Origin of the sequence: Pseudotenacibaculum haliotis (assembly GCF_042684245.1) — a bacterium.
GTDB lineage: Bacteria > Bacteroidota > Bacteroidia > Flavobacteriales > Flavobacteriaceae > Polaribacter > Polaribacter haliotis_A.
This window is the reverse complement of record NZ_JBHULH010000001.1, coordinates 670,816-694,637: the sequence shown is the minus strand read 5'-3', so window position 1 is coordinate 694,637 and position 23,822 is coordinate 670,816. Positions and strand designations below refer to the sequence as shown.

Sequence of the window (23,822 nt, the reverse complement as noted above, 5' to 3'; positions counted from 1 at the left end):
GCATCATATAATCAAAAATAATTAAGAATTAACTAGCACTACTGTTCGGTAGCGTAGGAATTCTCATGCTAAATTTTTTAATATGGAAATCAAGAAAAACCCAAAATCAAATCTAGAAAACTATAGTAAACTGTTCATGCAGATAGGTTTGGTACTAGCTCTTTTTATCACGTATGTAGCTATAGAGAAGAAGACATTTGATCGTCAATTTGGAGACTTTGGAGATGTGGTAATGAATGCTGATCTTGAGGAGGAAATTCCAATTACAGAACGTATAGAGCCGGAAATTCCCAAAACTCCACCACCTCCAGCTCCGGAGAAAATTGAAGTTGTTGAAGATGAGAAGGAAGTTGAAGAAACTGTGATTGAAACTACAGAAACAGATGAAACAGAAGCGGTAGAGGTAGAAGAGATCGAAGAAGTAGAGGAAGAAGAAGAGGTTGTTGAAGATGTGCCTTTTACAGTTATTGAGGATGTCCCTGTTTTTCCGGGTTGTAAAGGAAACAAGGCACAGTTGAAAGCATGTTTTAACAAGAAGATGAAAAAGCACTTTCAAAAGAAATTTGATTCAGATCTTCCTAATGAGCTAGGTTTGGCACCTGGTAAGAAACGAATAACCATGCTTTTTAGAATTGATGAAGAAGGAAATGTAGTTGATATTAGGGCTTTAGCACCACATCCAAGATTAAAAAAAGAAGCAATAAGAATTATTAAGTCATTACCAAAAATGACCCCTGGTAAGCAAAGAGGTAGGCCAGTAGGCGTTAGATACACACTTCCTATGGGGATCATGATAGAATAAAGGAGTCAATAGAAGAATTTATATATGCTTTTTAAACTCTTATATTTGATAAAAATCGCAAAACAAAGTACACATGAAAAAGGTTTTTTTTCTCCTAGTAATAACAGTTAGTTTTTCTCTGACAGCTCAAAACTCAGAAGAGACCTATAAAGAGATTGATAGCTTAATCTTGGTAGGAAGATATCAAAAGGCATTGTCTCAACTGGATAAAGTAGAAGACTCCTTTGATAAGTTTAAAACCATAGCTAGCATCTACTACCAAGTAGATAAAACAAAGCAATCTGTAGTTTATTACGAAAAAGCACTCAAAGAAAAAGAAGATTATAAAACGCAGATTCAGTTAGGAAAAGCCTACCAAAAATTAAGAAATCATAAGAAAGCTATTGAGATCTATGAGCAACTTCTTGAGAAAGATCCCTACAACCTTTTAATAAAGTATCAAGTAGGAAAGCTATATCTGACTCAAAGAAAGGCCAACAAAGCCATTAAAACTTTTGAAGAGTTGATTGCGGTAGATAAGACAAATCCTAATTATGCATATCAAAAAGGAGTTGCTTATGCAATGAAGAAGAAAAGAGATGATATGATCAACAGTTTTTTGGAGGCTTATAAAACAGATTCAACACATATAAAATCGTTATATCAATTGGCAAATAGTTATTACAAACTACAAGACACAGACTCAACCTACTTGTTTTTAAAGAAAGGATTGGACTTAGAGCCAAACCATATAAATATGAACCGATTGATGGTAAACCATACTTATAGAGAAAAGCAATATGATGTAACGCTGCAAGTATTGGAGAAGTTAGATTCTTTAACACCTAATGAACTCTTTGTAACCAACATGTTTGGTAGAACCTATTACAATAAAGAAGAGCATGAAAAGGCAAAGGAATACTTTGAAAAATCGAAAGATATTGATAGAACAGACTTTAAAATATTTACTTATTTAGGACATACCGAAATGAAGTTGAAAAACTATCAAAAAGCCAAGTTTAATTATATGATGGCAACATACATAGGTGTGACCAAGAGAGATGAAGAATATTATGGAATAGGACATGCGAACTTGAAATTGAAAAAGCCTCTTGAGGCCATGAATATGTTTGATAAAGCTTATAAAGAGAACAGAGGGAATCACTTAGCGCTATATCAACTGGCAAAGACAACAGACGATTACTATAAGGAAAAGAAGAAAGCTTATAAACTATATGATCAATACGTATTACAGTTTGAAAATATGGATAAAGATTTTACTGCTTACGCGAAAAGAAGGATGCAGGAGATCAAAAAAGAATACTTTTTAAAAGGAGAAAAGTTAGAATAGTTTTGCCAATAGATTTAGAATTTTATTTTTGTGCATCTTAAACTTGAAAATATTCTATGAAAAAACTATTACTACTTTTAACTGTATTCTCTTCTTTATTCTCCTTTTCACAGGAAAATCTTGAAAATAAAGATTCAACAGAAGAGCAAGGTGTCCCTATTGTTATTGTAGAGAGAGCTCCTGCTTTTAAGGGGTGTACGGGAGATACAAGACAAATAATTGCGTGTACAGGTCTTAAAATGAGAAAATTTGTTGCAAAACATTTTGATGTAGAAAGAGCAAAATGCCTTAAGTTTAAAATGAAGTATCACAAGCAATTAAAAAAGAAGGTTAAAGTTTGTAAAGAAGAAATACAAACGAATCGTGCCAGGATCAAAACATCCTTTGTAATTGATAAAGATGGATCTCTTACAGACATAACAGCAGCAAGCGGTTTTCCTACATTGGATGCAGAAGCTATTAGAGTGTTGAAAATGATGCCAAAGTTAGAACCCGGAGAACAACGCGGAAAGAAAGTAAGAGTTAGAATGAGATTACCTATTCTCTTTAGGCTTCAATAATTTTAATTTCTTATTTTCACAGAGTTAACTATTATTGTACCCTGTGCGTCGTTTTCTAGTATTTGTATTCATTATTACTTTTTGCAGTTCTTGCGATTACTTTTCTTTTCAAAGAAAAAAGGATATCGAAAAGGTAGATACAAACTTGGATACAACATCAGTAGATACACCTCCTTCTTTTGAGGCTTGCAATTCTATAATCGACAAAGAAGAAAAAACAAATTGCTTTCGAAACATTATCCATAAGGAGATATCTTCCAGTCTTGAAAAGCAACATATCAAGGTAAAAAAGAAGGTTGATGAAACCATTCAGGTAGTAATCACTATTCATGCTGATCATAAGATCACATTAAAATCTGTTGAAGCCTCTGAACATATGATTCAGCAAATACCTAACCTTAAAAAAATGATCGAAAAAAGTATAGATGATTTACCTAAGATCTATGCCGCGATCAAAAGAGGGATTCCGGTAACAACCGAATATACATTGCCAATTAGAATTAAACTAGATCGTTAATTGACTTCAGATATTTTTAGTTTAACATCTTCCAGAGCTTGTCTTTTAGCTCTGTTAAGCCCATTTGAGCAACAGAAGAAATAAACAAGTACGGAATATCTTTTGGAATTTCTTTTTCTAATTCTTCTTTTAGTTCGTCATCCAACATATCGGACTTCGATATAGCTAATAAGCGTTGCTTGTCTAATAGTTCCGGATTGTGCTTTTTAAGCTCGTTTAATAAGATCTCATACTCTTTAGCAATATCATCACTATCTGCAGGAATCAAAAAGAGTAGGGTAGAGTTACGCTCTATGTGACGTAAGAAACGATGTCCTAATCCTTTTCCTTCGGCAGCACCTTCGATGATACCGGGAATATCTGCCATCACAAAACTTTGAAAATTTCTGTATTCTACAATTCCCAAATTAGGTTTTAGCGTAGTAAAGGCATAATCTGCAATTTTAGGCTTGGCAGCAGTAACCACAGAGAGTAAGGTTGATTTTCCTGCATTAGGAAATCCAACCAAACCAACATCTGCTAATATTTTTAATTCTAATTGAAACCAGCCTTCCTGACCTTCAATTCCGGGTTGAGCATAACGTGGTGTTTGATTGGTTGGCGATTTAAAATGCCAGTTACCACGACCACCCATTCCTCCTTCAACTAAGATCTTTTCTTGAGTATCTTCTGTAATTTCAAAAAGAATTTCCTGAGTTTCTCCATCTCTTACGATGGTACCTAAAGGAACATCAATATATATGTCTTCGCCATCTTTACCGGTACTTCTACTTTTTCCACCATCACCACCTTGCTCAGCTCTAAAGTGCTTTTTAAACTTTAGGTGAAATAATGTCCACATATTCTTACTACCACGAATAATTACGTGACCACCGCGTCCTCCATCTCCACCATCAGGTCCTCCTTTGGTAATGTACTTTTCTCGATGTAAATGCGCAGAACCTTTTCCACCTTTACCCGAGGAAGCATAAATTTTTATGTAATCGACAAAATTTCCTTCAGTCATGACTTATATAGCCTATAACGGCCAAATTTTTATAAAGGTAAACTATTTATAGTTTGTCAAATACTTCAGACAAACGTGTTGTAATTTCTTCTATAGAACCTACACCGTCTACTCCGTAGTAATTCCCTTTTGCTTGATAAAAATCTTTTAAAATAGCTGTTTTTGTATTGTACTCGTTAAAACGATTACGAATTTTAGTCTCATCAGTATCATCAGAACGACCACTAGTTTTTCCACGCTCCAATAAACGAACAACCAAAAGGTCTTCAGGAACTTCCAAGGCTACCATTCCATTGATAGCAGATCCCTTTGTTGCTAAGAAAACATCCAATGCTTCAGCTTGAGATTGAGTTCTTGGAAATCCATCAAAAATAAAACCTTCAACGTCAGGATTTTTATCTACTTCTGCTTCTAACATGTTAATGGTTACTTCATCTGGTACCAAATCACCTTTGTCCATGTAAGTTTTAGCCAAAAGCCCAAGCTCAGTTTCGTTTTTAATGTTGTACCTAAATACATCTCCGGTAGAGATATGCTTTAGATTGTACTTTTCTTTTAAAATCTCTGCTTGAGTCCCTTTTCCTGCACCCGGAGGGCCAAATAATACGATGTTTTTCATGTTTATTGTTGTGTTGTTAACTGGTATATAGCCGGAAGATTTCTTCCTAAACCATTGTAATCTAATCCGTATCCGACAATGAATTTATCTTCAATACTTTTCCCGATATAATCAATTGGTAACTCCTTACGGTATACATCAGGTTTAAAAAACAGTGTGGCTATTTTTAATTCTTTAACGCTCTTGTTTTTAAAGATATCGTAAATTTTATGCAAGGTATTACCGGTGTCTACGATATCTTCTAAAATAACAACCGTTCTACCTGTTAGATCTTCATTAATTCCGATCAGTTCATTTACAGCTTCAGTAGATTCTGTTCCTTCATAAGAACTCAGCTTAACGAAGGAAACCTCACAGTTACCTTTGAATTTTCTGATAAAGTCAGAGGCAAATAAAAACGATCCGTTTAAAATTCCGATGAACAAAGGAATTTCATCTTTATCAAGATCTTTGCTTACTTGAAATACGAGAGTTTCTACGATCTTATCTACCTCTTCTTCTGTTAAGAAAGGTTTGAAATAAAGATCATGAAGTTGAATATTACTCATGCTGTTAATTAGGATATATAGGAATGGAAAAACCGTTTTGCACGCTGCTGATCTTATTTCAGCATCTTATTTGCAAAACGGCTTACCATATATTTTCTTTCTAAAAATTAGTTCTTCTTAGACTCTTTCTTTTTAGAAGTGTCATACATAATTGGAGTTGCTACGAACAATGATGAGTAGGTACCTACAATAACACCAATGATCAATGCAAACATAAATCCTTTAATAGAATCTCCACCAAATAAGAAGATCGCTAACATTACTAACAAAGTAGTTAATGATGTATTAATGGTTCTTCCTAAAGTACTGCTCAAGGCTTTGTCTACTACTTCAGAGTAAGCCCATTTTGTGTGAATTCCTGCAAACTCTCTAATTCTATCAAAGATAACCACGGTATCATTCAGCGAGTAACCGACTACGGTTAGAATTGCTGCAATAAATGATTGTCCGATTTCCATGTCAAATGGCATTACTTTGTAAAGAATCGAGAAGATTCCTAATACGATCAATACATCGTGGAATACTGCAACTACAGCTCCCAAACTAAAGGATACTTTTCTAAATCGTAATAAGATATATAAGAATACTACCAATAATGATCCGAATACAGCATAGATTGCTGAAGTCTTAATATCATCTGCAATGGTAGGCTCAACTTTTCTAGAACTCATGATTCCATTTCCTGTTTTCTCAAAACCAGGTTTGAAATCTTCGTACGTAGTTCCTGCCGAAAGGTGTTTTTTCAACCCGTCGTAAAGAGCTTTTTGTACTTGATCATCTACATCTTTACCGGTTTCTTCAATCTTGTAAACAGTAGTGATCTTTAATTGGTTATCTGAACCATATGTTTTTACTTCTGGAGCTCCATCAAAAACTACAGCTAAATCAGCTCTAACTTCTGTAGGATTCATTGCTTGGTCAAAACGAACAGTATATGTACGACCTCCTTTGAAGTCTACACCTTGTTTTAATCCAATTGTAGCAATAGAAACAATACCTCCTAAAATAATTGCTCCTGAGATTACATAAGCAATTTTACGCTTACGTAAAAACTCGATATTGATGTTTTGGAACCAACCTTTAGATAAGCTTGTGTTGAAAGTTAAGTTACTTCCTTTATTAGTAGCACCGTCAATTAATAATCTGGTAATAAAGATTGCTGTAAATAAAGAAGTAGCAATACCGATCATTAATGTTAAGGCGAAACCTTTAATTGGACCTGTTCCAAAAACGTAAAGGATAACTCCCGTTAATAAACTGGTAATGTTTGCATCTATAATAGCAGATAATGCTCCTTTGATACTAAATCCTTCTTCAACAGATTGTTTCAATCCTTTTTTCTTTGCCAATCCTTCTTTGATTCTCTCAAAGATAATTACGTTGGCATCTACAGACATACCAATGGTTAAGATAATACCTGCAATACCCGGTAAGGTAAGAACAGCATTAAACGATGCTAGAACCCCGAAGATAAATAAGATGTTTACTACTAAGGCAACATTTGCATAAGCACCGGCTTTTCCATAGTAAACGATCATCCATACCAATACCAATGCGATAGCTAATAAGAATGAGTTTAGAGACCTGTCAATAGACTCTTGCCCTAAAGAAGGTCCAACCACTTCCATTTCAATGATCCTAGCTTCTGCTGGTAACTTACCTGCTTTTAATACAGTGGCAATATCTTGTGCATCTTCTACCGTCATCGCACCACCGGAAATAGAAGTTCTTCCACCCGTAATTGCACCTGGAACTGAAGGAGCAGTATATACATAATCATCTAATACTACAGCCACAAAATTACCTGCATTGTCACCGGTTAACTTAGCCCATTTGTTAGATCCATTTGAATTCATGGTCATACTAACTTCAGGATTGTTTAATTGGTCAAATACCTGAGCAGCATCTGTAATTACATCTCCTTGAATAGGAGCTACATCATTTCTGTTAGATTTGATTGCATATAATCCAAGAAGTTCAGTTCCATCATTAGCCACTACAGGTTTGTAGTCCCATAAGAACTTTACATATCTTAATTCAGCTGGACGAGCAGCAATAACTTCTCTTTCTTTTAATAACTTATTTACCATAGCAGTGTCAATTACTCTGGCTTGAGCAACTAACGAACTCTTTTGTCTTTCGTCTTGAGCAAAGTTTGGTAATAAGTACGTAAATAAACTTTTTTGTTGAACACTAGTAGAATCTTGATCTTTTCCTAAGATGTCATCGATATTGTTTGTTTTCGTTGAATCTTTTTGTTGTTCTACCTTATCGTCTTTTAACATTTCAGCTACCTTAGTGTTGGCAGCAATAAAGTAGTTTTGAATGTCTATGTTTGAGTATACTTCCCAGAATTGTAATTCTGCTTTACTTGTAATTAACTTAGTAACACGTTCAATATCTTTTGCTCCCGGTAATTCAATTTGAATTCTTCCAGAAGTCCCAATTCTTTGGATGTTAGGTTGCGTAACCCCGAACTTATCAATTCTACTACGTAATACTTCAAAAGCAGTACTAATAGAAATATTAATTTCTTCTTCTAAAACAGCCTTTACTTCGTCATCTGTTTTGTTAAAGTTAACTTTTTCACGAAGCGCTTTGGTACCAAAAATAGCAGGATCGCTTAATTTGATAGCACCGTTTGAGATTTTCTCAAACTCCTCAAAGAACAAGTCTAAGTACCTTAAGTTGCTTTCTCTTAATCTATTATCGGCAGCTTCTAAAGCTTGCTTGAAGACAACACTTTTAGAATTGTTAGAAAGAGCAATTAACACCTCTTTTACAGAAACTTGTAAAACGGCATTGATACCTCCTTTTAAATCAAGACCAAGGTTCATTTCCTTGTCTTTGATGTCGTTGTAAGTAAACTTAGTGAAACCTAAATTCACAACCTCTTTGTTGGCAACGCTATCTAAGTATTTTCTTTCTAAAGTTGCTAGTTCTCTAACATTTTTTTCATCACCATTAGATTTAGCGTATACTTCTGCTTCAGTTTCTACTTTGTTGGCAAAGTAGGTGAAGGATAATTGGTATAAACTTACCAATCCAAAAAGGATCGCAAATAATCTGATTAGTCCCTTGTTTTGCATTATTTATATGTTTTTTTCGTCAATTTTTATAAAAACGAGCAAATATATATCTTCTCGTAAAACTTGACAATTATTTTTGTTGATTGTTTTTTATAATGAGTTTGATGCTCATTAGTTTAAAGTAGTTTAACAAAGCTGTAAACTAGTATTTTTTTTAAACGTTGTAGGTAAAAGGCCCAGCTCTAACCTCAGGTTCTTTATGAGAAGTGTAATCCTTGGTAAATGGATTGTTTTTGTACGCCTTGTAAGTGGTTTTAAAAAGCTGATTTGCTTTTGCAGTTTTTATACTTTTTACAAAGCCATAGTTGTAGTTTATTGTAGATCTATCTGAGTGAGACTTTATTTCAAATACAAACTTGTCATTGTGGTTTGAAATATCAGTACTGTCAGTTAACTCATAAACATCTATTTTATAATCTAAAGAAGTATTGTTTTCTTCTTTATCTCCTGAGTTTTGATTTAGAACTAATTGATTCTCTTTGTGAAGAGCATCTTTAATGTCGTCAGTATGAGTAAGACTGTGGTAAGAAATTTTTAAGGTACCTTCCTTAGTTTCTTGAATTGTAATGTTTGAAGCACCAATCTTTAAAAGCTTTTGCCTAACATCGGCAATCGTACTTTTAATGTCTTTTTGGTCAACTTTAGTATCAACAAACTCTAAAACAATTTCTTGATTGGGTACAGAAGCTTGCTCTTGGAATGTTCCAAAGTAAGCAAATATCAAAAATAAAGTACCAATGTACCACTTAGCGTTCATGATTTCAAAAGTACATGAATTTTTTCATTTAGAAGTTGATAAAAACATAAATGAAAAAAAATATGGATTAATGAAGCGGTTCCTGAAGTGAAGCTAAATTTTGTATCCTGTTTATACGAGAATTTAGTCTTCTACTGAAGAAATTTATAAAAAGATTGCTTTCTGCTTTGGTAGATAAGGTTCTTATTTTTAACAGATAATTCTCAGTTGTTTTGTTTGTTATAAAGTAAGATTAGCCTAATGAAATTGTGTATATTTACACGCTTTTTGATATTCAAAAAGTTGACAAACAACCCAAGACTAAAACTTATTTTATGGCGCATTTATCTGACATAGAAATTGCACAAGCAAAAAAGCTACAGCATATTAAGAAAATTGCTGAAAAATTAGGCGTAGCAGAAGACAATTTGGAAATGTACGGAAAGTACAAAGCAAAGCTTCCTTTAGACCTAATAGACGAAAAGAAAGCTGATGAAAACAACCTTGTTTTGGTAACTGCTTTGACTCCAACTCCGGCTGGAGAAGGTAAGACAACAGTTTCTATTGGTTTAACCGAAGGATTAAACAAGATTGGGAAACAAGCAACTGTTGTATTAAGAGAGCCATCTTTAGGTCCGGTATTCGGAATTAAAGGAGGAGCTGCTGGTGGAGGACATTCACAAGTTGTTCCAATGGAAGATATTAACCTGCATTTTACAGGAGATTTCAATGCGGTTGAAAAAGCAAACAATTTGCTTTCTGCATTGATCGATAATAATATCCAAAGCAAAGTCAACAATTTGAATATAGACCCAAGAACAATTCTTTGGAAGCGTGTGATTGATATGAACGATCGATCTCTCCGAAACATTACTATCGGGTTGGGAGGAACTGCCAATGGTGTTCCTAGAGAGGATGGATTTAACATTACTCCTGCATCAGAAGTAATGGCAATCCTTTGTATGGCGACGGACTTTGACAACTTGAAAGAGCGATTAGGAAATATCTTTATCGGATTTACTTACGACAAGAAGCCAATCTTTGCAAAAGATCTAAAAGCAGAAAATGCAATGGCTATTTTGTTAAAGGACGCCATTAAGCCAAACTTAGTACAGACTTTAGAAGAAAATCCTGCGATCATCCACGGAGGACCTTTTGCAAACATTGCACAAGGAACCAATACAATCATTGCAACAAAAATGGGATTGTCTTTGTCAGACTATGTAGTTACAGAGGCAGGTTTTGGTGCTGATCTTGGAGCAGAGAAGTTCTTAAACATCAAATCGGCATTCGCAAAATTAAATCCTAAATGTGTTGTGTTGGTAGCAACTATTAGAGCTTTAAGACACCACGGAGGAGCCGCTAAAGAAGAATACAATACACCAAGTGTAGAAAGAGTAGAGGAAGGGTTTAAAAACCTTGAGAAGCATATCGAGAACATTCGAAAATACAATATTGAACCTGTTGTGGCAATCAACTCATTTATCTCAGATTCTGATGATGAAGTAAATTTTGTTATTGAAAAATGTAAGAGCTTAGGAGTACATGCTGTCTTGTCTGAAGGATGGGCAAAAGGAGGTGATGGAACTCAAGAATTAGCAAAAGCAGTTGTAGATGTTGTAGAGAACAAAGCAACTCAGTATAAGCCTTTATACGATTGGAAGAGTCCGATAACAGAAAAGATCGAGACCATTGCTAAAGAAGTATACGGAGCTGTAAACGTTGAGTACAGTAAAAAAGCTCAATTGAATTTACGTCGTATCGATCGTCTAGGGTTTAATGATTTTGCTGTTTGTATGGCAAAAACTCAAAAATCATTCTCTGATAACGATAAGTTGATCGGTAGACCGGAAGGATTTACGGTAACTGTAAGAGAAATAGAGATTGCAGCTGGAGCACAATTCGTAATTCCAATCTTAGGAAAGATGATGCGTATGCCAGGATTGCCATCAGTACCTGCATCAGAAGGAATGACAATTGATAACAACGGAGTAATTTCTGGATTATCATAAAGAACACTCATGAAGCCTATTATTGTTGAAAGAAATATCAATACCAATCTAGCATCTGCTTGGAGGGCAATTACTGTTCAAGAAGAGATGATTCAATGGTATTTTGATAACATTCCTGATTTCAAAGCCGAAGTGGGTTTTGAAACAGGATTCAACGTGCAGGCTCCTAGTAGAGATTTCTATCATCTTTGGAAAGTAACGAAAGTAGTTCCAAATAAGATGATTTCGTATACCTGGAATTATACAGACATTCAAGGAGAATCTGTTTCTACTTTTGAAATATCAGAAGAAAAAGAAGGGATTAAGTTGATGTTAACTTGTGTAGGTTTGGAAAACTTACCTCAAGATATTCCGGAGTTTTCTAGAGAGAGTTGCACCGGAGGGTGGAATTATTTCTTAGATAGACTTAAGAATTATCTGGAAGAATAGATATAAAAAAAAGAGGCTGAATTATAAAAATCAGCCTCTTTTTTTATTAATCAATACTTGATGGTTTCTGCGGCTCTATTTTAGAGTACCCTTCAGGAACTGTTAAGCTAAATTTAGCATCAGCTATTTTTTCACCTTTTACCTCAGTTGCTTCTAAAACCATTTTAATTGCAATACCGTTAGGTTGAGAAATCTCACCAGTCATGTACATAGGAAAACCTTTAGCCTTTTTTCCTAAATTCATGTTGTTTTGGTTAATGGCTTTTATTTTCTCAGTTGTATACATGGTTACTGTATTCTCTTTACCATCTTTCTTTATTGTAAAGACATACCCTTTGCATACATAACCTAAAATAGTTTTTGTATCACCTTTTTCAGTAACAGTAATATTTTTTAAATCTTCTTCAGAAAGAGCAATGTCACTTTCTCTATACTTTTTCCCTAACATAGGGTTATTTAAAAGCATTAAAGATTTTTTCTTGTCACTATTTACGATGGTAATAGTTTCTCCGGCCATAGGATTTTTCATTTCCGTACGTGAATTAGCGCCTTTGAAATATGTTGACATTACCAAATCGCCCATCATGGCTAATTGTGAGTTTATTTGACTGTCTTCACTAGACATAGTCATCTTTACTTTAATGACTCCTTCTTTTATCTCTTTCTGAGCAAACGTATTAAGCGTAAGAGAAATAAATAGAATGAATAAAAAATACTTTTTCATCTTTTTAAAATTCTAATAATCCGTTAGTTTTAGAAACACCTGCAGCAGATTCTGCCATATGAGCTTTTTCAGCATCATTTAAGTCGATCTCAACAATCTTCTCAATTCCGTTTTTACCTAATACAACCGGTACTCCAATACAAAGATCAGACAATCCAAACTCTCCTTCTAACAATGCAGAACAAGGGTAGATTTTCTTTTGGTCACAAGCAATTGCCTGAACCAATCCAGATACAGCAGCTCCCGGAGCATACCAAGCAGAAGTTCCTAATAATTTAGTTAAGGTTGCACCTCCAACTTTAGTATCTTCTTTTACTTGTGTTAATCTCTCTTCAGAAATGAATTCAGATACAGGTACAGAATTTCTTGTAGCTAATCTTGTTAAAGGTACCATTCCTTTATCAGAGTGCCCTCCAATTACCATTCCGTCTACATCAGAAATAGGAGCTCCTAAAGCCTCAGCTAATCTGTACTTGAAACGAGCAGAATCTAATGCTCCTCCCATACCAATAATTCTGTTCTTTGGAAGACCTGTTGTTTTGTGTACCAAATAAGTCATTGTATCCATTGGATTAGATACAACAATGATGATTGTATTTGGAGAATGCTCGATTAAACTAGCAGAAACAGTTTTTACAATTCCTGCGTTGATTCCGATCAACTCTTCACGAGTCATTCCCGGTTTTCTTGGAATTCCTGAAGTAATTACACAGATATCTGAATTAGCAGTTTTGGTATAATCATTTGTGCTTCCTGTAATTTTTGTGTCGAATCCATTCAATGAAGCAGTTTGCATAAGATCCATAGCTTTTCCTTCTGCATATCCTTCTTTAATATCTAATAAAACTACTTCTGAAGCGAAGTTTTTAATAGCAATGTATTCAGCGCAACTTGCTCCAACAGCACCTGCACCAACAACTGTAACTTTCATAATATTTGTGTTTTTAATTGTGTTTAAAATAAAGTAGTGCAAAAATAGGACAAATAATTACAATAAAAATGAAAAAAGACGCTGAAATAGCGTCTTTTATAATGTATTTGTATATGCTTTTATCTGAAGCTAAACGCAATACCTGCATTTAATGTATTGTATTCTTGAATTGTGTAGCTTCCAAATATTTTGAAGAAACCTAAACTGATTCTTGCTCCTAGTGTGGTTTTAAACCCACTAGCATTAAAACTAAGGTCTACAGGATCTACAACTGTTTCAGTAAGCGTATCATTAGGTGCCGGTAATCCGGTGTTATATTCTAGTTGATATGTACCAGACATGCTTAAATCTGAGCTACCACCATTATATCCAAAACCACCAAAGATATTAATGAAAGGGAAGTTTAAAGAAGCGATGGCTTCAATGGTATATGAATTTAAATCGAATTCAGCTTTTTGATTCGATCCCGGAATCGTGCTTTCTGCTTGAATGTCGTAATCAACAGTCATCGAAGTAAAGGCGGCCAAAAGAGAAACATGTAATGGTGTTTTCTCCATTGGTCCAAACCAACTGGTAATCTCTTTTTTAACTCCTAAACCTAAGAGGCTACCTTTTACATTGTCTGACCCTACTTTAGGAACCAAACGAACCATACCATCAATTTTCCAAGGAAGTCCCATGGTAAATTGAACTGCCGGAGTTGGAACCGCATTTAACGGAAGATCGTCTTTAACACCTCCGGGCATATTGAAGGTGGCGGTTACGGCTTGCCCTTGTATGGTTCCGCTAAAAGTTACCGGAGCTTCTAAGCTATTAGGCCCGGCTACAGTGGCGGCTGTTTGAGATGTAGAAGTAACGTTGGTTAATCCTAGATCTGCAAACCTGAAAATTTCATCTGAACTTGGTACTATAGAAGCGTTTAAGCCTATAGAAATGTCAAACCCAAACAGTTTGTGAACTTTTGCAGTATGATACCACCCGTTGTTCATTCCGTAAATAAGCCCTGTCATAGCAGGGTTGATGTAAGCTCCGACTAATTTTTCAGCGTCGTCGGCTGCTAATAAAATTGACTCAAAGCCGTCATTTGTTTGAGCTTTTGCGCTAAATGTTAGTGTGAAGACGCTCACAAAAACGAGGAGAAACTTTTTCATGATGTTATTTAAGTTATTGGTTATTGATCTTGTTTTTTAGGGACTTTCACTAAAGCTAAGATAAAAAAAAAGCACAACCCATACGGATTGTGCTTAGGGGAAAATCCCTGATTTTTATTTATGCATCAATATTTGCGTACACAGCATTCTTTTCGATAAACTCTCTACGAGGAGGAACTTCGTCTCCCATAAGCATAGAGAAAACTCGATCAGCTTCTGTCATACTATCAATGGTTACTTGTCTTAAGGTTCTGAACTCAGGGTTCATGGTTGTTTCCCATAATTGCTCTGCATTCATCTCTCCAAGACCCTTATAACGTTGGATGTTTACTCCACCACCCATTTTCTGAGCAATTAAATCACGTTGATTGTCATCCCACGCATATTCTCTCTTTTGACCTTTCTTTACAAGGTATAAAGGAGGGGTTGCAATATATACGTATCCTTGTTCTACCATTTCTCTCATATATCTGAAGAAGAATGTTAGAATTAATGTAGCAATGTGAGAACCATCAACATCGGCATCACACATGATCACAACTTTATGGTAACGAAGTTTGGATAAATTCAATGCTTTACTGTCTTCTTCGGTTCCAATAGTTACTCCAAGAGCAGTAAACATATTTTTGATCTCTTCGTTTTCAAAAACCTTGTGTTGCATGGCTTTCTCTACGTTTAAGATCTTACCACGAAGTGGAAGGATAGCTTGGAAGTTACGATCACGTCCTTGCTTAGCAGTTCCACCTGCCGAATCTCCCTCAACTAAGAAGATCTCACATACTTCTGGATCTGTTTCAGAACAATCTGATAATTTCCCAGGCAATCCACCGATACTCATAACGGTTTTACGTTGTACCATTTCACGAGCTTTACGAGCTGCATGACGGGCTTGAGCTGCAAGAATTACTTTTTGAACGATGGTTTTAGCATCATTTGGATTCTCTTCCAAATAATCTGTAAGCATTTCAGATACCGCTTGAGATACTGCCGAAGTAACCTCACGGTTTCCTAATTTTGTTTTGGTTTGTCCCTCAAATTGTGGTTCAGCAACTTTTACAGATACGATGGCTGTTAACCCTTCTCTAAAGTCATCACCGGAAATTTCAAATTTTACATTTTTAAGAAGTCCGGAATTGTCAGCATACTTCTTCAAAGTTCCTGTCAATCCTCTTCTAAAACCTGAAAGGTGTGTACCACCTTCATGCGTGTTGATGTTGTTTACATAAGAATGTAAATTCTCAGCATACGAAGTATTGTATACCATAGCTACTTCTACAGGAATTCCGTTCTTTTCACCTTCCATAGAAATAACTCCGGCTGTTAATTGCTCACGAGTACTATCTAAATATTTAATGAATTCAGGCAACCCTTCTTCACTATAGAAAGTTTCAGAAATGTCATTCCCTTCGTCATCTTTATTTCTTTTGTCTGTTAAGGTAATCGTAATTCCTTTATTCAGATAGGCAAGCTCACGTAAACGAGTTGCTAAAGTATCGTAGTTATACTCGGTAGTTTGCGTAAAGATAGATTTGTCTGGTAAGAAGGTAACAATGGTACCCGTAAAATCGGTATCACCAATTGTTTTTACAGGATATAAAGTTTTTCCTCTTTCGTATTCTTGTTGCCAGATCTTTCCTTCTTTGTGTACGGTAGCGGTTAAGTGATCAGAAAGTGCGTTCACACAAGATACACCTACACCGTGTAAACCTCCGGATACCTTGTAAGAATCCTTATCAAATTTACCTCCGGCACCAATCTTGGTCATTACTACTTGTAAGGCAGAAACTCCTTCTTTTTTGTGAATTCCAACCGGAATACCACGACCATTATCTTTTGTAGTAATAGAGTTATCTTCGTTAATGGTAACATCGATATGATCACAATGTCCGGCTAAAGCCTCATCAATAGAGTTATCTACTACCTCATATACTAAATGGTGCAATCCTCTTACACCAACATCACCAATATACATGGACGGACGCATACGCACGTGTTCCATTCCCTCGAGGGCCTGAATACTATCCGCCGAATAATTGTGTTTCTTTTGTTCTTCGCTCATATTTTTAATGTGTTTTTCTCAAAAAAAATCGCCATAAAGTGGCGATCGAGTTCTATACTCAAAGATACAAAAATCAAAAGCGGTTTAAAAAGATTTCCGCCACTTTATGTGAAAATTATCAACAATTGTTAAAATGTAAAAAGTGGCTTAAAACGCTTAAAAAAGGCTTTAAAATAAATTTTATGAACTTTAATTTGAGTTTGTGGAATTGAAAAGTGATATAATCCCGCAAAAGTAATATTTTAAGACCTTGCTAAGGTGATAAAATTATTGAATTCTTCTTTTTTAGTAGAATTTTCACAAAAACCAATGTCAAAATTGAAGGAAAGAGTCCTTTAAAGAAGGAAAAGAAAAAATCACTCCATCCGGTTAGTTCTACTTTAGATATTTCACTAAACAAAAGTTCACCATAAGGTTGAGCTTCATAGAAAAATGACATAGTTAAATTGTATCCTAAATGAAACCCTAAAGGCATTAAAATAGAATTGGTTTTATGATAGGTATAAGCCCAAACATATCCGGTCATACCCGTAATCAGAAAAACATAAACAAGTAATATGATTCGCTCATTTAAGATTCCGTAAGAGAACCAATGGTAAGCTCCAAAAACGATAGTAGATAAAAGAATGGCTTTTGTTGCTCCAATTCTTTGAATGAGGATGTAAAGCAAGGCACCTCTAAAAACCAAATCTTCGGTTAATGCTGACTTTAAGTGATAAATAAACGCGTTAAAAATAGATGTATAGTTAATGGTATTTGATTTCCATTCAATTTTTTGAACAACAGTCTCTATATAAATTTTCAGTAAGACAAAAAGGGAGATGATGATGAATCCAATACAAAACTGAATCATGCGATTTTTTGTAGGTACGATACCTAAAACGTCTATGTTTTTTTTCTCAATAAAATGCAGCAGCACCCATGAGATTACTATGATGACTAATAATCCTAACATTGGTATGTATGTTTTAAAAGGTTAGATTGATTTTGATTTCAAAAAGGAAATCGAAAGAGGGTAATAAAAGGTTGTAGAGTTTAAAGCAGAACTTATATTTCGAATGCTAAATACAATGCTAAAAAGAACAACAAATCCGGTTAAGAAAAAATTGTACCCGGGAAAAGGGAAGAAGAGCAGCAATGAAACAACGAAATACAACATAATAGAGCAATGAAAATTAACAATAGCCCTTCCATGCTCATCGTAGATTTTATTGTCGTTGGATTTGTGAATCCATAAGAACAACGGGAATAAAATACTGGCAAAAGGAATGATAAACCCAAAGAACGGAGAAGCATGTAATAAAAGCATCCATTTCTTTTTGATGGTTTCTTCGTTTGGATTGTTTAAAGGAAGAAGATCATTTACTTCTATATCCAATCCTGCAGCTAATAATTTAATGGTTTGTAAGTGAGGTTGTGTTTCCCCTTTTTCTATTCGTTGAATAGTTCTAACACCAACAGTGGTTTTTTCAGAAAGGTCCTCTTGGGTATAACCTTTCAGTTTTCTTTGGTACACTAAATTTTCACTTAATACTAATCTTTTCATTTTGTTCGATTTGATGCTACAAAGGTATGATCGATCAAGAGGAATTGTAGCGTCATTTGCGTGTCACCTAACTGTCACTTTCAGTGTTTGCAAGGGTTTACAGTGCAATATAAAGCAAAAATCCCGCAGAACGCGGGATTTTAAAAATTAAAACAAACTTCTAATAGGCATCTTCATGCACTGCTTTTATAGCGCGTCCGCTAGGCTCGTTGATGTTTTTAAAACTCTCATCCCAAGCTAAAGCTGTAGGAGAGCTACATGCTATTGATGGAACAGAAGGAACAGTTAAGGCAGCTGTTTCAGAAGGGAAATGCTGCTCAAAAACTGACCTGTAATAATATTCTTCTTTCGTTCTTGGTGTCTGAATTGGAAAACGATGTTTGGCTGTTTGCATTTGCTCGTCAGTTACCGAAGTATCTACTAACGCTTTTAAAGTATCTATCCAGTTGTAACCTACACCATCAGAAAACTGCTCTTTTTGTCTCCATGCTACAGATTCCGGTAAGTAGCTTTCAAAGGCTTTACGCAACACCCATTTTTCCATTCGCTCTCCATTGATCATTTTATCTTGTGGGTTAATGCTCATGGCTACATCCATAAACTCTTTATCTAAGAAAGGAACACGCCCTTCAATTCCCCAGGCAGCCAAACTCTTATTGGCGCGTAAACAATCATATTGATATAATTTATCTAATTTTCTAACTGTTTCTTTGTGAAACTCCTCTGCACTAGGTGCTTTGTGGAAATACAAGTATCCTCCAAAGATCTCATCGGCTCCTTCACCTGATAATACCATTTTAATTCCCATAGATTTGATAACCCTTGCCATTAAATACATAGGAGTAGAAGCACGAACAGTAGTAATATCATAGGTTTCTAAATGATAGATCACATCTCTAATAGCATCTAAACCTTCTTGTATGGTAAAAGTGATCTCGTGATGAATCGTACCAATATGTTCAGATACTTTCTTAGCTGCTTCCAAATCAGGAGAACCCTCAAGCCCAATAGAAAAAGAGTGTAACTGTGGCCACCAAGCGTCTTGTGTATCGCCAGATTCAATTCTCTTTTGCGCATATTTTTTGGCGATAGCTGATGTGATGGAAGAATCTAACCCTCCGGAAAGTAAAACTCCGTAAGGAACATCAGACATTAACTGTCTGTGTACAGCAGCTTCTAAAGCATCTCTTAGTTTGTCAATACTAGTTTGGTTTTCCTTTACAGCATCATACTCCATCCAATCTCTTTTGTACCATTTTTTAAGCTCACCATCTTTACTAGAAAGAAAATGTCCCGGAGGAAATACTTCAATGGTGTTGCAAACTCCTTCTAAAGCTTTAAGCTCTGAAGCTACATAGTAAGTTCCTTGTTTGTCCCAACCATGATATAGAGGAATAATTCCCATATGATCTCTGGCAACTAAGTATTCATCTTTTTCTGCATCATACAAAGCAAAACCAAAGATTCCGTTCAGATCATCAATAAAATCACTCCCTTTTTTCTCATACAAAGCAAGGATAACCTCACAATCAGATTTTGTTTGAAACTCATAAGTGTTTTCAAACTGCTTTCTTATCTCTTGGTGGTTGTATATTTCGCCATTAGCAGCCAAAACTAACTTTTGGTCTTTGCTAAATAAAGGTTGTTTTCCCGAAGTGGGATCTACAATAGCTAATCTTTCATGTGCCAAGATCGCTTTTTCATCACTATAAATTCCACTCCAATCCGGACCGCGATGTCTAATCGTTTTTGCCATTTCTAGCAACTGAGGTCTTAGTTTCTCGGAACTTTCTTTTAAGTCAAACGCACATACAATTCCACACATAATCTTTTCTTTTTTTAGAGTTATCTCGAATAAACTCGAGTGATTGTTTTAATTTCGGTACAAAGAAGACGAATAATGTTTGGTTATGAAACGTAAAATCATTTTTTAATATTAAAATGAAACTTTATTTGCTGTTTTTGATTTAATATGTAATTTTTTTGAATAGAAAAAAGAGCCTAGCTTACAGATTGTAAATCTTTTCAAAAAAAAGGCAAGAAAATTTGTTGCATTTAAAATCAGTATTTATTTTTGCTTCGTAATGAACAGACAACAAAATACTTGGTGGTGGAACTTTCTTATGTAAATAAGTGAGAAGAACCATTATGTATATAATATATGACAAAGGCTTATCTCACGATAAGCCTTTTTTAGTTTCTAAAAAGAATAGTTTGTTGTCACCTCGAGCGGAGTCGAGAGGTTATGAATAGGTCTCGACTCCGCTCGACCTGACATTAATAGAAGAATGAGAAAAATAAATTTTAAAACAAACAGCAAAAAACAAATTTCAGATACAGTAACTCCGGTAGGTTTGTATTTGAGATTTAGAGATAAATACTCTAATACATTACTCTTAGAGAGTTCTGATTATCATAGCAAAGAAGAAAGCTTCTCCTTTATATGTATCGAACCTGTTGTAGGGATGAAAGTTGAAGATCATGTGTTTTCTACTCACTATAAAGGAGCCGTACAAACAGAACAAAAGATCGACAAAGATTTTTACGAGCAGTTCTTGAATTTTACAGATGCGATACAATTGGATTGTGATGAATCTATAAAATCGTTCAACGGATTATATGGTTACACCACTTTTGATAGCGTGCAGTATTTTGAGAATATTACTTTTCAAACACCACAAGCACCTTCTGCGATTCCTTTTATGCAATACAGTTTCTATCGTTTTATCATAGCCATCAATCATTTTAATGATGAAATGACATTGATAGAAAATGTGGAAGAAGGAACAGAACCTAGAATGCTTGAGATTGAAAAGATCATCAAAGCTCAAACATTCAACACACAAGATTTTGAAATTGTTGGAGAAGAAACTTCCAATTGTACAGATGAAGATTTTAAAGGGTATGTAGCCAAAGCAAAATCACATTGTAAACGAGGAGATGTATTTCAATTGGTATTATCGCGTCAGTTTCAACAATCCTTTAAGGGAGATGAGTTTAATGTGTACAGAGCTTTACGTTCAATCAATCCTTCACCATATTTATTCTACTTCGATTATGGAAGTTTTAAATTGATGGGATCTTCTCCGGAAGCACAGATCAAAGTAAATGATGGAAAAGCAATCATAAACCCTATTGCCGGAACCTTTAGAAGAACCGGAGATATGGCAGAAGATATCAAACTAGGGAAAATCCTTTCGGAGGATAAAAAAGAGACTGCAGAACATGTGATGTTAGTTGACTTGGCAAGAAACGACCTAAGCAAACATGCAAACGATGTAAATGTAGAGGTGTTTAAAGAAGTACAATTTTTTAGTCATGTCATTCACTTGGTGTCTACAGTACAAGGAGAGATCAAAGGAGATCCAATTAAAATTGTAGGGGATACCTTTCCTGCAGGAACCTTAAGTGGAGCACCCAAATACAAAGCCTTGGAATTAATTGATAAATATGAAAATCAATCCAGAGGATTTTATGGAGGAGCTGTGGGGATTATTGGATTAAATGGTTCTGTAAATCTTGCAATAGCCATTCGTTCTTTTGTGAGCAAACAGAACAAATTATACTATCAAGCAGGAGCAGGAATTGTGATCCATTCTAATGAAGAAAACGAGTTACAAGAAGTAAATAACAAATTGGCAGCGTTGAAAAAAGCGTTGATTTTAGCAGAAAATATATAACATGAAAATACTGATCATAGATAATTACGATTCGTTTACTTACAACCTAGTACATATGGTTGAGAAAATTACCGGTGAATTTCCGGCAGTATTTCGTAACGATGAAATCGAACTAGACGAGATAGATCAATACGATTTGATCATGCTGTCTCCGGGACCGGGAATTCCTGATGAAGCCGGAATCTTAAAAGAAGCCATTCAAATGTATGCAGGTAAGAAACCCATCTTCGGTGTTTGTTTAGGATTACAAGCCATTACAGAAGTATTTGGAGGAAGCTTAATCAATTTAGAAGAGGTATTTCATGGTGTAGCTACAGACATGAAAGTAACACAGCCTAGCGCTACTATTTTTAAAGGAATTCCAGATGAATTCCCTGCGGCTCGTTATCATTCTTGGATTGCTGCCAACGAAGATCTTCCGGAAGAATTAGAAATAACTGCTTTGGACGAAGATGGAAGTATTATGGCTATTCGCCATAAAACTCATCCTATTAGTGCGGTGCAATTTCACCCGGAATCCATCTTAACAGAAGTAGGAGAACAGATCGTGTCTAATTTCATTGAAGCACATAAATAAGTGTCATTACGATTCCGAGAATTCGGAAGAAGTAATCTGTTTAATGAAAAGATCGCCACAGCAAATCTACCATCTCGAGCGGAGTCGAGAGAAAATTTACTTCGCAATGACTAACAATAAGAAATGAAACAAATATTAAACGAATTATATCAGCATAAACGACTTTCGAAGTCCGAAGCAAAACAAATTCTCATAGATATTGCTGCAGAGAAATATAACGATGCACATTTGTCGTCGTTCATGACAGTTTTTATGATGCGACCTATTACGGTTGATGAACTTGCCGGGTTTAGAGAAGCATTAAAAGAATTGGCAATAAAGGTTGATTTGTCTGATTACAATACGATTGACATTGTAGGAACAGGAGGAGATGGAAAAGATACCTTTAATATTTCTACGCTTACTTCTTTTATTGTAGCCGGAACCGGTCAGAAAGTAGCTAAGCATGGTAATTATAGTGTGTCTTCAAAATCAGGCTCTTCAGATATGTTGGAGAGTTTTGGATATGAGTTTACCAATGATGAAGCAACATTAAAAAATCATTTAGAAAAAGCCAATATTTGTTTTTTACACGCACCAAAATTCCATCCTGCAATGAAAGCTGTGGGGCCTACTCGTAAAGCGTTGGCATTGAAAACATTTTTTAACATGCTAGGGCCTTTAGTAAACCCGAGTTCACCACAAAATTCGATGTTAGGAACCTTTAATTTGGAAGTGGCAAGATTGTACAATTATATATTACAAGAAGAAGATTCGAATTATGGAATCATTCATGCACTGGATGGCTATGATGAGATTTCTCTTACAAGCGGATTTAAGTTATTTACAAAAGAAGGAGAGCAATTGATCAATCCAGAAGATTTAGAGCAGAAAAGAATTTTACAATCTGATATCTATGGAGGAGATTCTGTAGAAGCAGCAGCAAAGATCTTCAAGAATATTTTAGAGGGGAGTGGTACAGAAGCACAAAATAATGTAGTTCTAACCAATGCGGCTTTTGCTTTAAAGATTATAGATTCAAATAAGTCATTTGAAACAGCTTTTGAAGAAGCAAAAGATTCCTTGTTGGGAGGCAGGGCAAAAGAATGTTTAGATAAATTAATTATGAATTAGAAATTACGAATTACAAATTTTATGCTATGAAAAAAGATAATGTAATACAAATAAAAAGTTATGACTTCGCAGTGAAAGTTGTGAATTTAACTAAAGAATTAAGTGGAGAAAAAGAGAGTTTGTCTTAAGTAAGCAATTATTACGTTCAGGGACATCAATAGGAGCAAATGTAGAAGAAGCAATAGGAGGTCAGAGTAGAAAAGACTTCTTCGCAAAACTAACCATTGCGTATAAGGAAGCAAGAGAAACTCATTATTGGATTAGACTATTAAAAGATACAGGATATATTGTAAAACAGAAGGCAGATGATTTGATATCTGACGTAGAAGAAATACTAAGAATTATAGGAAGCATTCAAAAGACAATTCGTAATTCATAATTAAGAATTAGTAA

The 23,822-nt window shown here is 35.0% G+C and carries 19 protein-coding genes and 2 pseudogenes; 10 read left to right on the top strand and 11 right to left on the bottom strand.

Annotated features, from left to right (window positions below; genetic code table 11):
* Positions 1–82: 82 nt before the first annotated feature.
* From ACFSRZ_RS03370 to ACFSRZ_RS03355, 4 genes are all read left to right on the top strand, one after another.
* Positions 83–802 (top strand): energy transducer TonB, encoded by a 720-nt coding sequence (locus tag ACFSRZ_RS03370; protein WP_379665104.1) that lies wholly within the window; start codon positions 83–85, stop codon positions 800–802.
* Between the two features lie 73 nt (positions 803–875).
* Entirely contained in the window at positions 876–2,132 is a 1,257-nt protein-coding gene (locus tag ACFSRZ_RS03365) for a tetratricopeptide repeat protein (RefSeq protein WP_379665103.1), read from the top strand.
* Between the two features lie 56 nt (positions 2,133–2,188).
* A complete protein-coding gene (locus tag ACFSRZ_RS03360; protein ID WP_379665102.1) occupies positions 2,189–2,692 on the top strand; it encodes an energy transducer TonB in 504 nt (167 codons plus the stop codon).
* A 145-nt stretch (positions 2,693–2,837) separates the two neighbouring features.
* Positions 2,838–3,209 carry a hypothetical protein gene (locus tag ACFSRZ_RS03355; RefSeq protein ID WP_379665101.1) on the top strand — a complete coding sequence of 124 codons (372 nt, stop codon included), beginning with the start codon at positions 2,838–2,840 and terminating at the stop codon, positions 3,207–3,209.
* A gap of 16 nt (positions 3,210–3,225) precedes the next feature.
* On the opposite strand, the gene obgE is transcribed toward ACFSRZ_RS03355, so the two are convergent.
* The 4 genes and pseudogenes from obgE to ACFSRZ_RS03335 form a co-directional block, all read right to left on the bottom strand.
* A complete protein-coding gene (obgE, locus tag ACFSRZ_RS03350; RefSeq protein WP_379665100.1) occupies positions 3,226–4,215 on the bottom strand; it encodes a GTPase ObgE in 990 nt (329 codons plus the stop codon).
* A gap of 46 nt (positions 4,216–4,261) precedes the next feature.
* A pseudogene (locus tag ACFSRZ_RS03345) lies at positions 4,262–5,382 on the bottom strand (adenylate kinase).
* Positions 5,383–5,489: 107 nt separating this feature from the next.
* Entirely contained in the window at positions 5,490–8,471 is a 2,982-nt protein-coding gene (gene secDF / locus ACFSRZ_RS03340) for a protein translocase subunit SecDF (RefSeq protein ID WP_379665099.1), read from the bottom strand.
* 154 nt (positions 8,472–8,625) lie between these two features.
* On the bottom strand, positions 8,626–9,228 hold the full coding sequence (locus tag ACFSRZ_RS03335) for a hypothetical protein (RefSeq protein WP_379665098.1): 603 nt from the start codon (positions 9,226–9,228) through the stop codon (positions 8,626–8,628).
* 314 nt (positions 9,229–9,542) lie between these two features.
* Here ACFSRZ_RS03335 and ACFSRZ_RS03330 point away from each other — a divergent pair, with 314 nt between their 5' ends.
* Both ACFSRZ_RS03330 and ACFSRZ_RS03325 read left to right on the top strand, forming a co-directional pair.
* The gene (locus tag ACFSRZ_RS03330; RefSeq protein WP_379665097.1) at positions 9,543–11,219 is read left to right on the top strand and encodes a formate--tetrahydrofolate ligase; all 1,677 of its coding nucleotides are present in this window, start codon (positions 9,543–9,545) and stop codon (positions 11,217–11,219) included.
* Between the two features lie 9 nt (positions 11,220–11,228).
* A complete protein-coding gene (locus ACFSRZ_RS03325; protein WP_379665096.1) occupies positions 11,229–11,648 on the top strand; it encodes an SRPBCC family protein in 420 nt (139 codons plus the stop codon).
* A gap of 46 nt (positions 11,649–11,694) precedes the next feature.
* Here the strand turns inward: ACFSRZ_RS03325 and ACFSRZ_RS03320 are convergent, their stop codons facing one another.
* The 7 genes from ACFSRZ_RS03320 to asnB all read right to left on the bottom strand — a co-directional run bounded on the left by ACFSRZ_RS03320 (position 11,695) and on the right by asnB (position 19,884).
* Entirely contained in the window at positions 11,695–12,372 is a 678-nt protein-coding gene (locus tag ACFSRZ_RS03320; RefSeq protein WP_379665095.1) for a hypothetical protein, read from the bottom strand.
* Between the two features lie 4 nt (positions 12,373–12,376).
* Complete coding sequence (gene mdh / locus ACFSRZ_RS03315) at positions 12,377–13,303, bottom strand: malate dehydrogenase (protein WP_379665094.1); 927 nt, start codon at positions 13,301–13,303, stop codon at positions 12,377–12,379.
* Between the two features lie 119 nt (positions 13,304–13,422).
* The gene (locus ACFSRZ_RS03310) at positions 13,423–14,454 is read right to left on the bottom strand and encodes a DUF6588 family protein (protein WP_379665093.1); all 1,032 of its coding nucleotides are present in this window, start codon (positions 14,452–14,454) and stop codon (positions 13,423–13,425) included.
* A 118-nt stretch (positions 14,455–14,572) separates the two neighbouring features.
* Positions 14,573–16,513 (bottom strand): DNA topoisomerase (ATP-hydrolyzing) subunit B, encoded by a 1,941-nt coding sequence (gene gyrB, locus ACFSRZ_RS03305; RefSeq protein ID WP_379665092.1) that lies wholly within the window; start codon positions 16,511–16,513, stop codon positions 14,573–14,575.
* Between the two features lie 253 nt (positions 16,514–16,766).
* The gene (locus tag ACFSRZ_RS03300; RefSeq protein ID WP_379665091.1) at positions 16,767–17,468 is read right to left on the bottom strand and encodes a CPBP family intramembrane glutamic endopeptidase; all 702 of its coding nucleotides are present in this window, start codon (positions 17,466–17,468) and stop codon (positions 16,767–16,769) included.
* Between the two features lie 21 nt (positions 17,469–17,489).
* Complete coding sequence (locus ACFSRZ_RS03295) at positions 17,490–18,059, bottom strand: DUF4870 domain-containing protein (RefSeq protein WP_379665090.1); 570 nt, start codon at positions 18,057–18,059, stop codon at positions 17,490–17,492.
* Between the two features lie 160 nt (positions 18,060–18,219).
* Entirely contained in the window at positions 18,220–19,884 is a 1,665-nt protein-coding gene (asnB, locus tag ACFSRZ_RS03290; RefSeq protein ID WP_379665089.1) for an asparagine synthase B, read from the bottom strand.
* 463 nt (positions 19,885–20,347) lie between these two features.
* Here asnB and ACFSRZ_RS03285 point away from each other — a divergent pair, with 463 nt between their 5' ends.
* The 4 genes and pseudogenes from ACFSRZ_RS03285 (at position 20,348) to ACFSRZ_RS03270 (ending at position 23,808) form a co-directional block, all read left to right on the top strand.
* Entirely contained in the window at positions 20,348–21,739 is a 1,392-nt protein-coding gene (locus ACFSRZ_RS03285; RefSeq protein ID WP_379665088.1) for an anthranilate synthase component I family protein, read from the top strand.
* Between the two features lies 1 nt (position 21,740).
* Positions 21,741–22,316, top strand: a complete 576-nt coding sequence (locus ACFSRZ_RS03280) for an anthranilate synthase component II (protein WP_379665087.1) — start codon at positions 21,741–21,743, stop codon at positions 22,314–22,316.
* Positions 22,317–22,439: 123 nt separating this feature from the next.
* The gene (gene trpD, locus ACFSRZ_RS03275) at positions 22,440–23,429 is read left to right on the top strand and encodes an anthranilate phosphoribosyltransferase (protein WP_379665086.1); all 990 of its coding nucleotides are present in this window, start codon (positions 22,440–22,442) and stop codon (positions 23,427–23,429) included.
* Positions 23,430–23,455: 26 nt separating this feature from the next.
* A pseudogene (locus tag ACFSRZ_RS03270) lies at positions 23,456–23,808 on the top strand (four helix bundle protein).
* Positions 23,809–23,822: the final 14 nt, after the last annotated feature.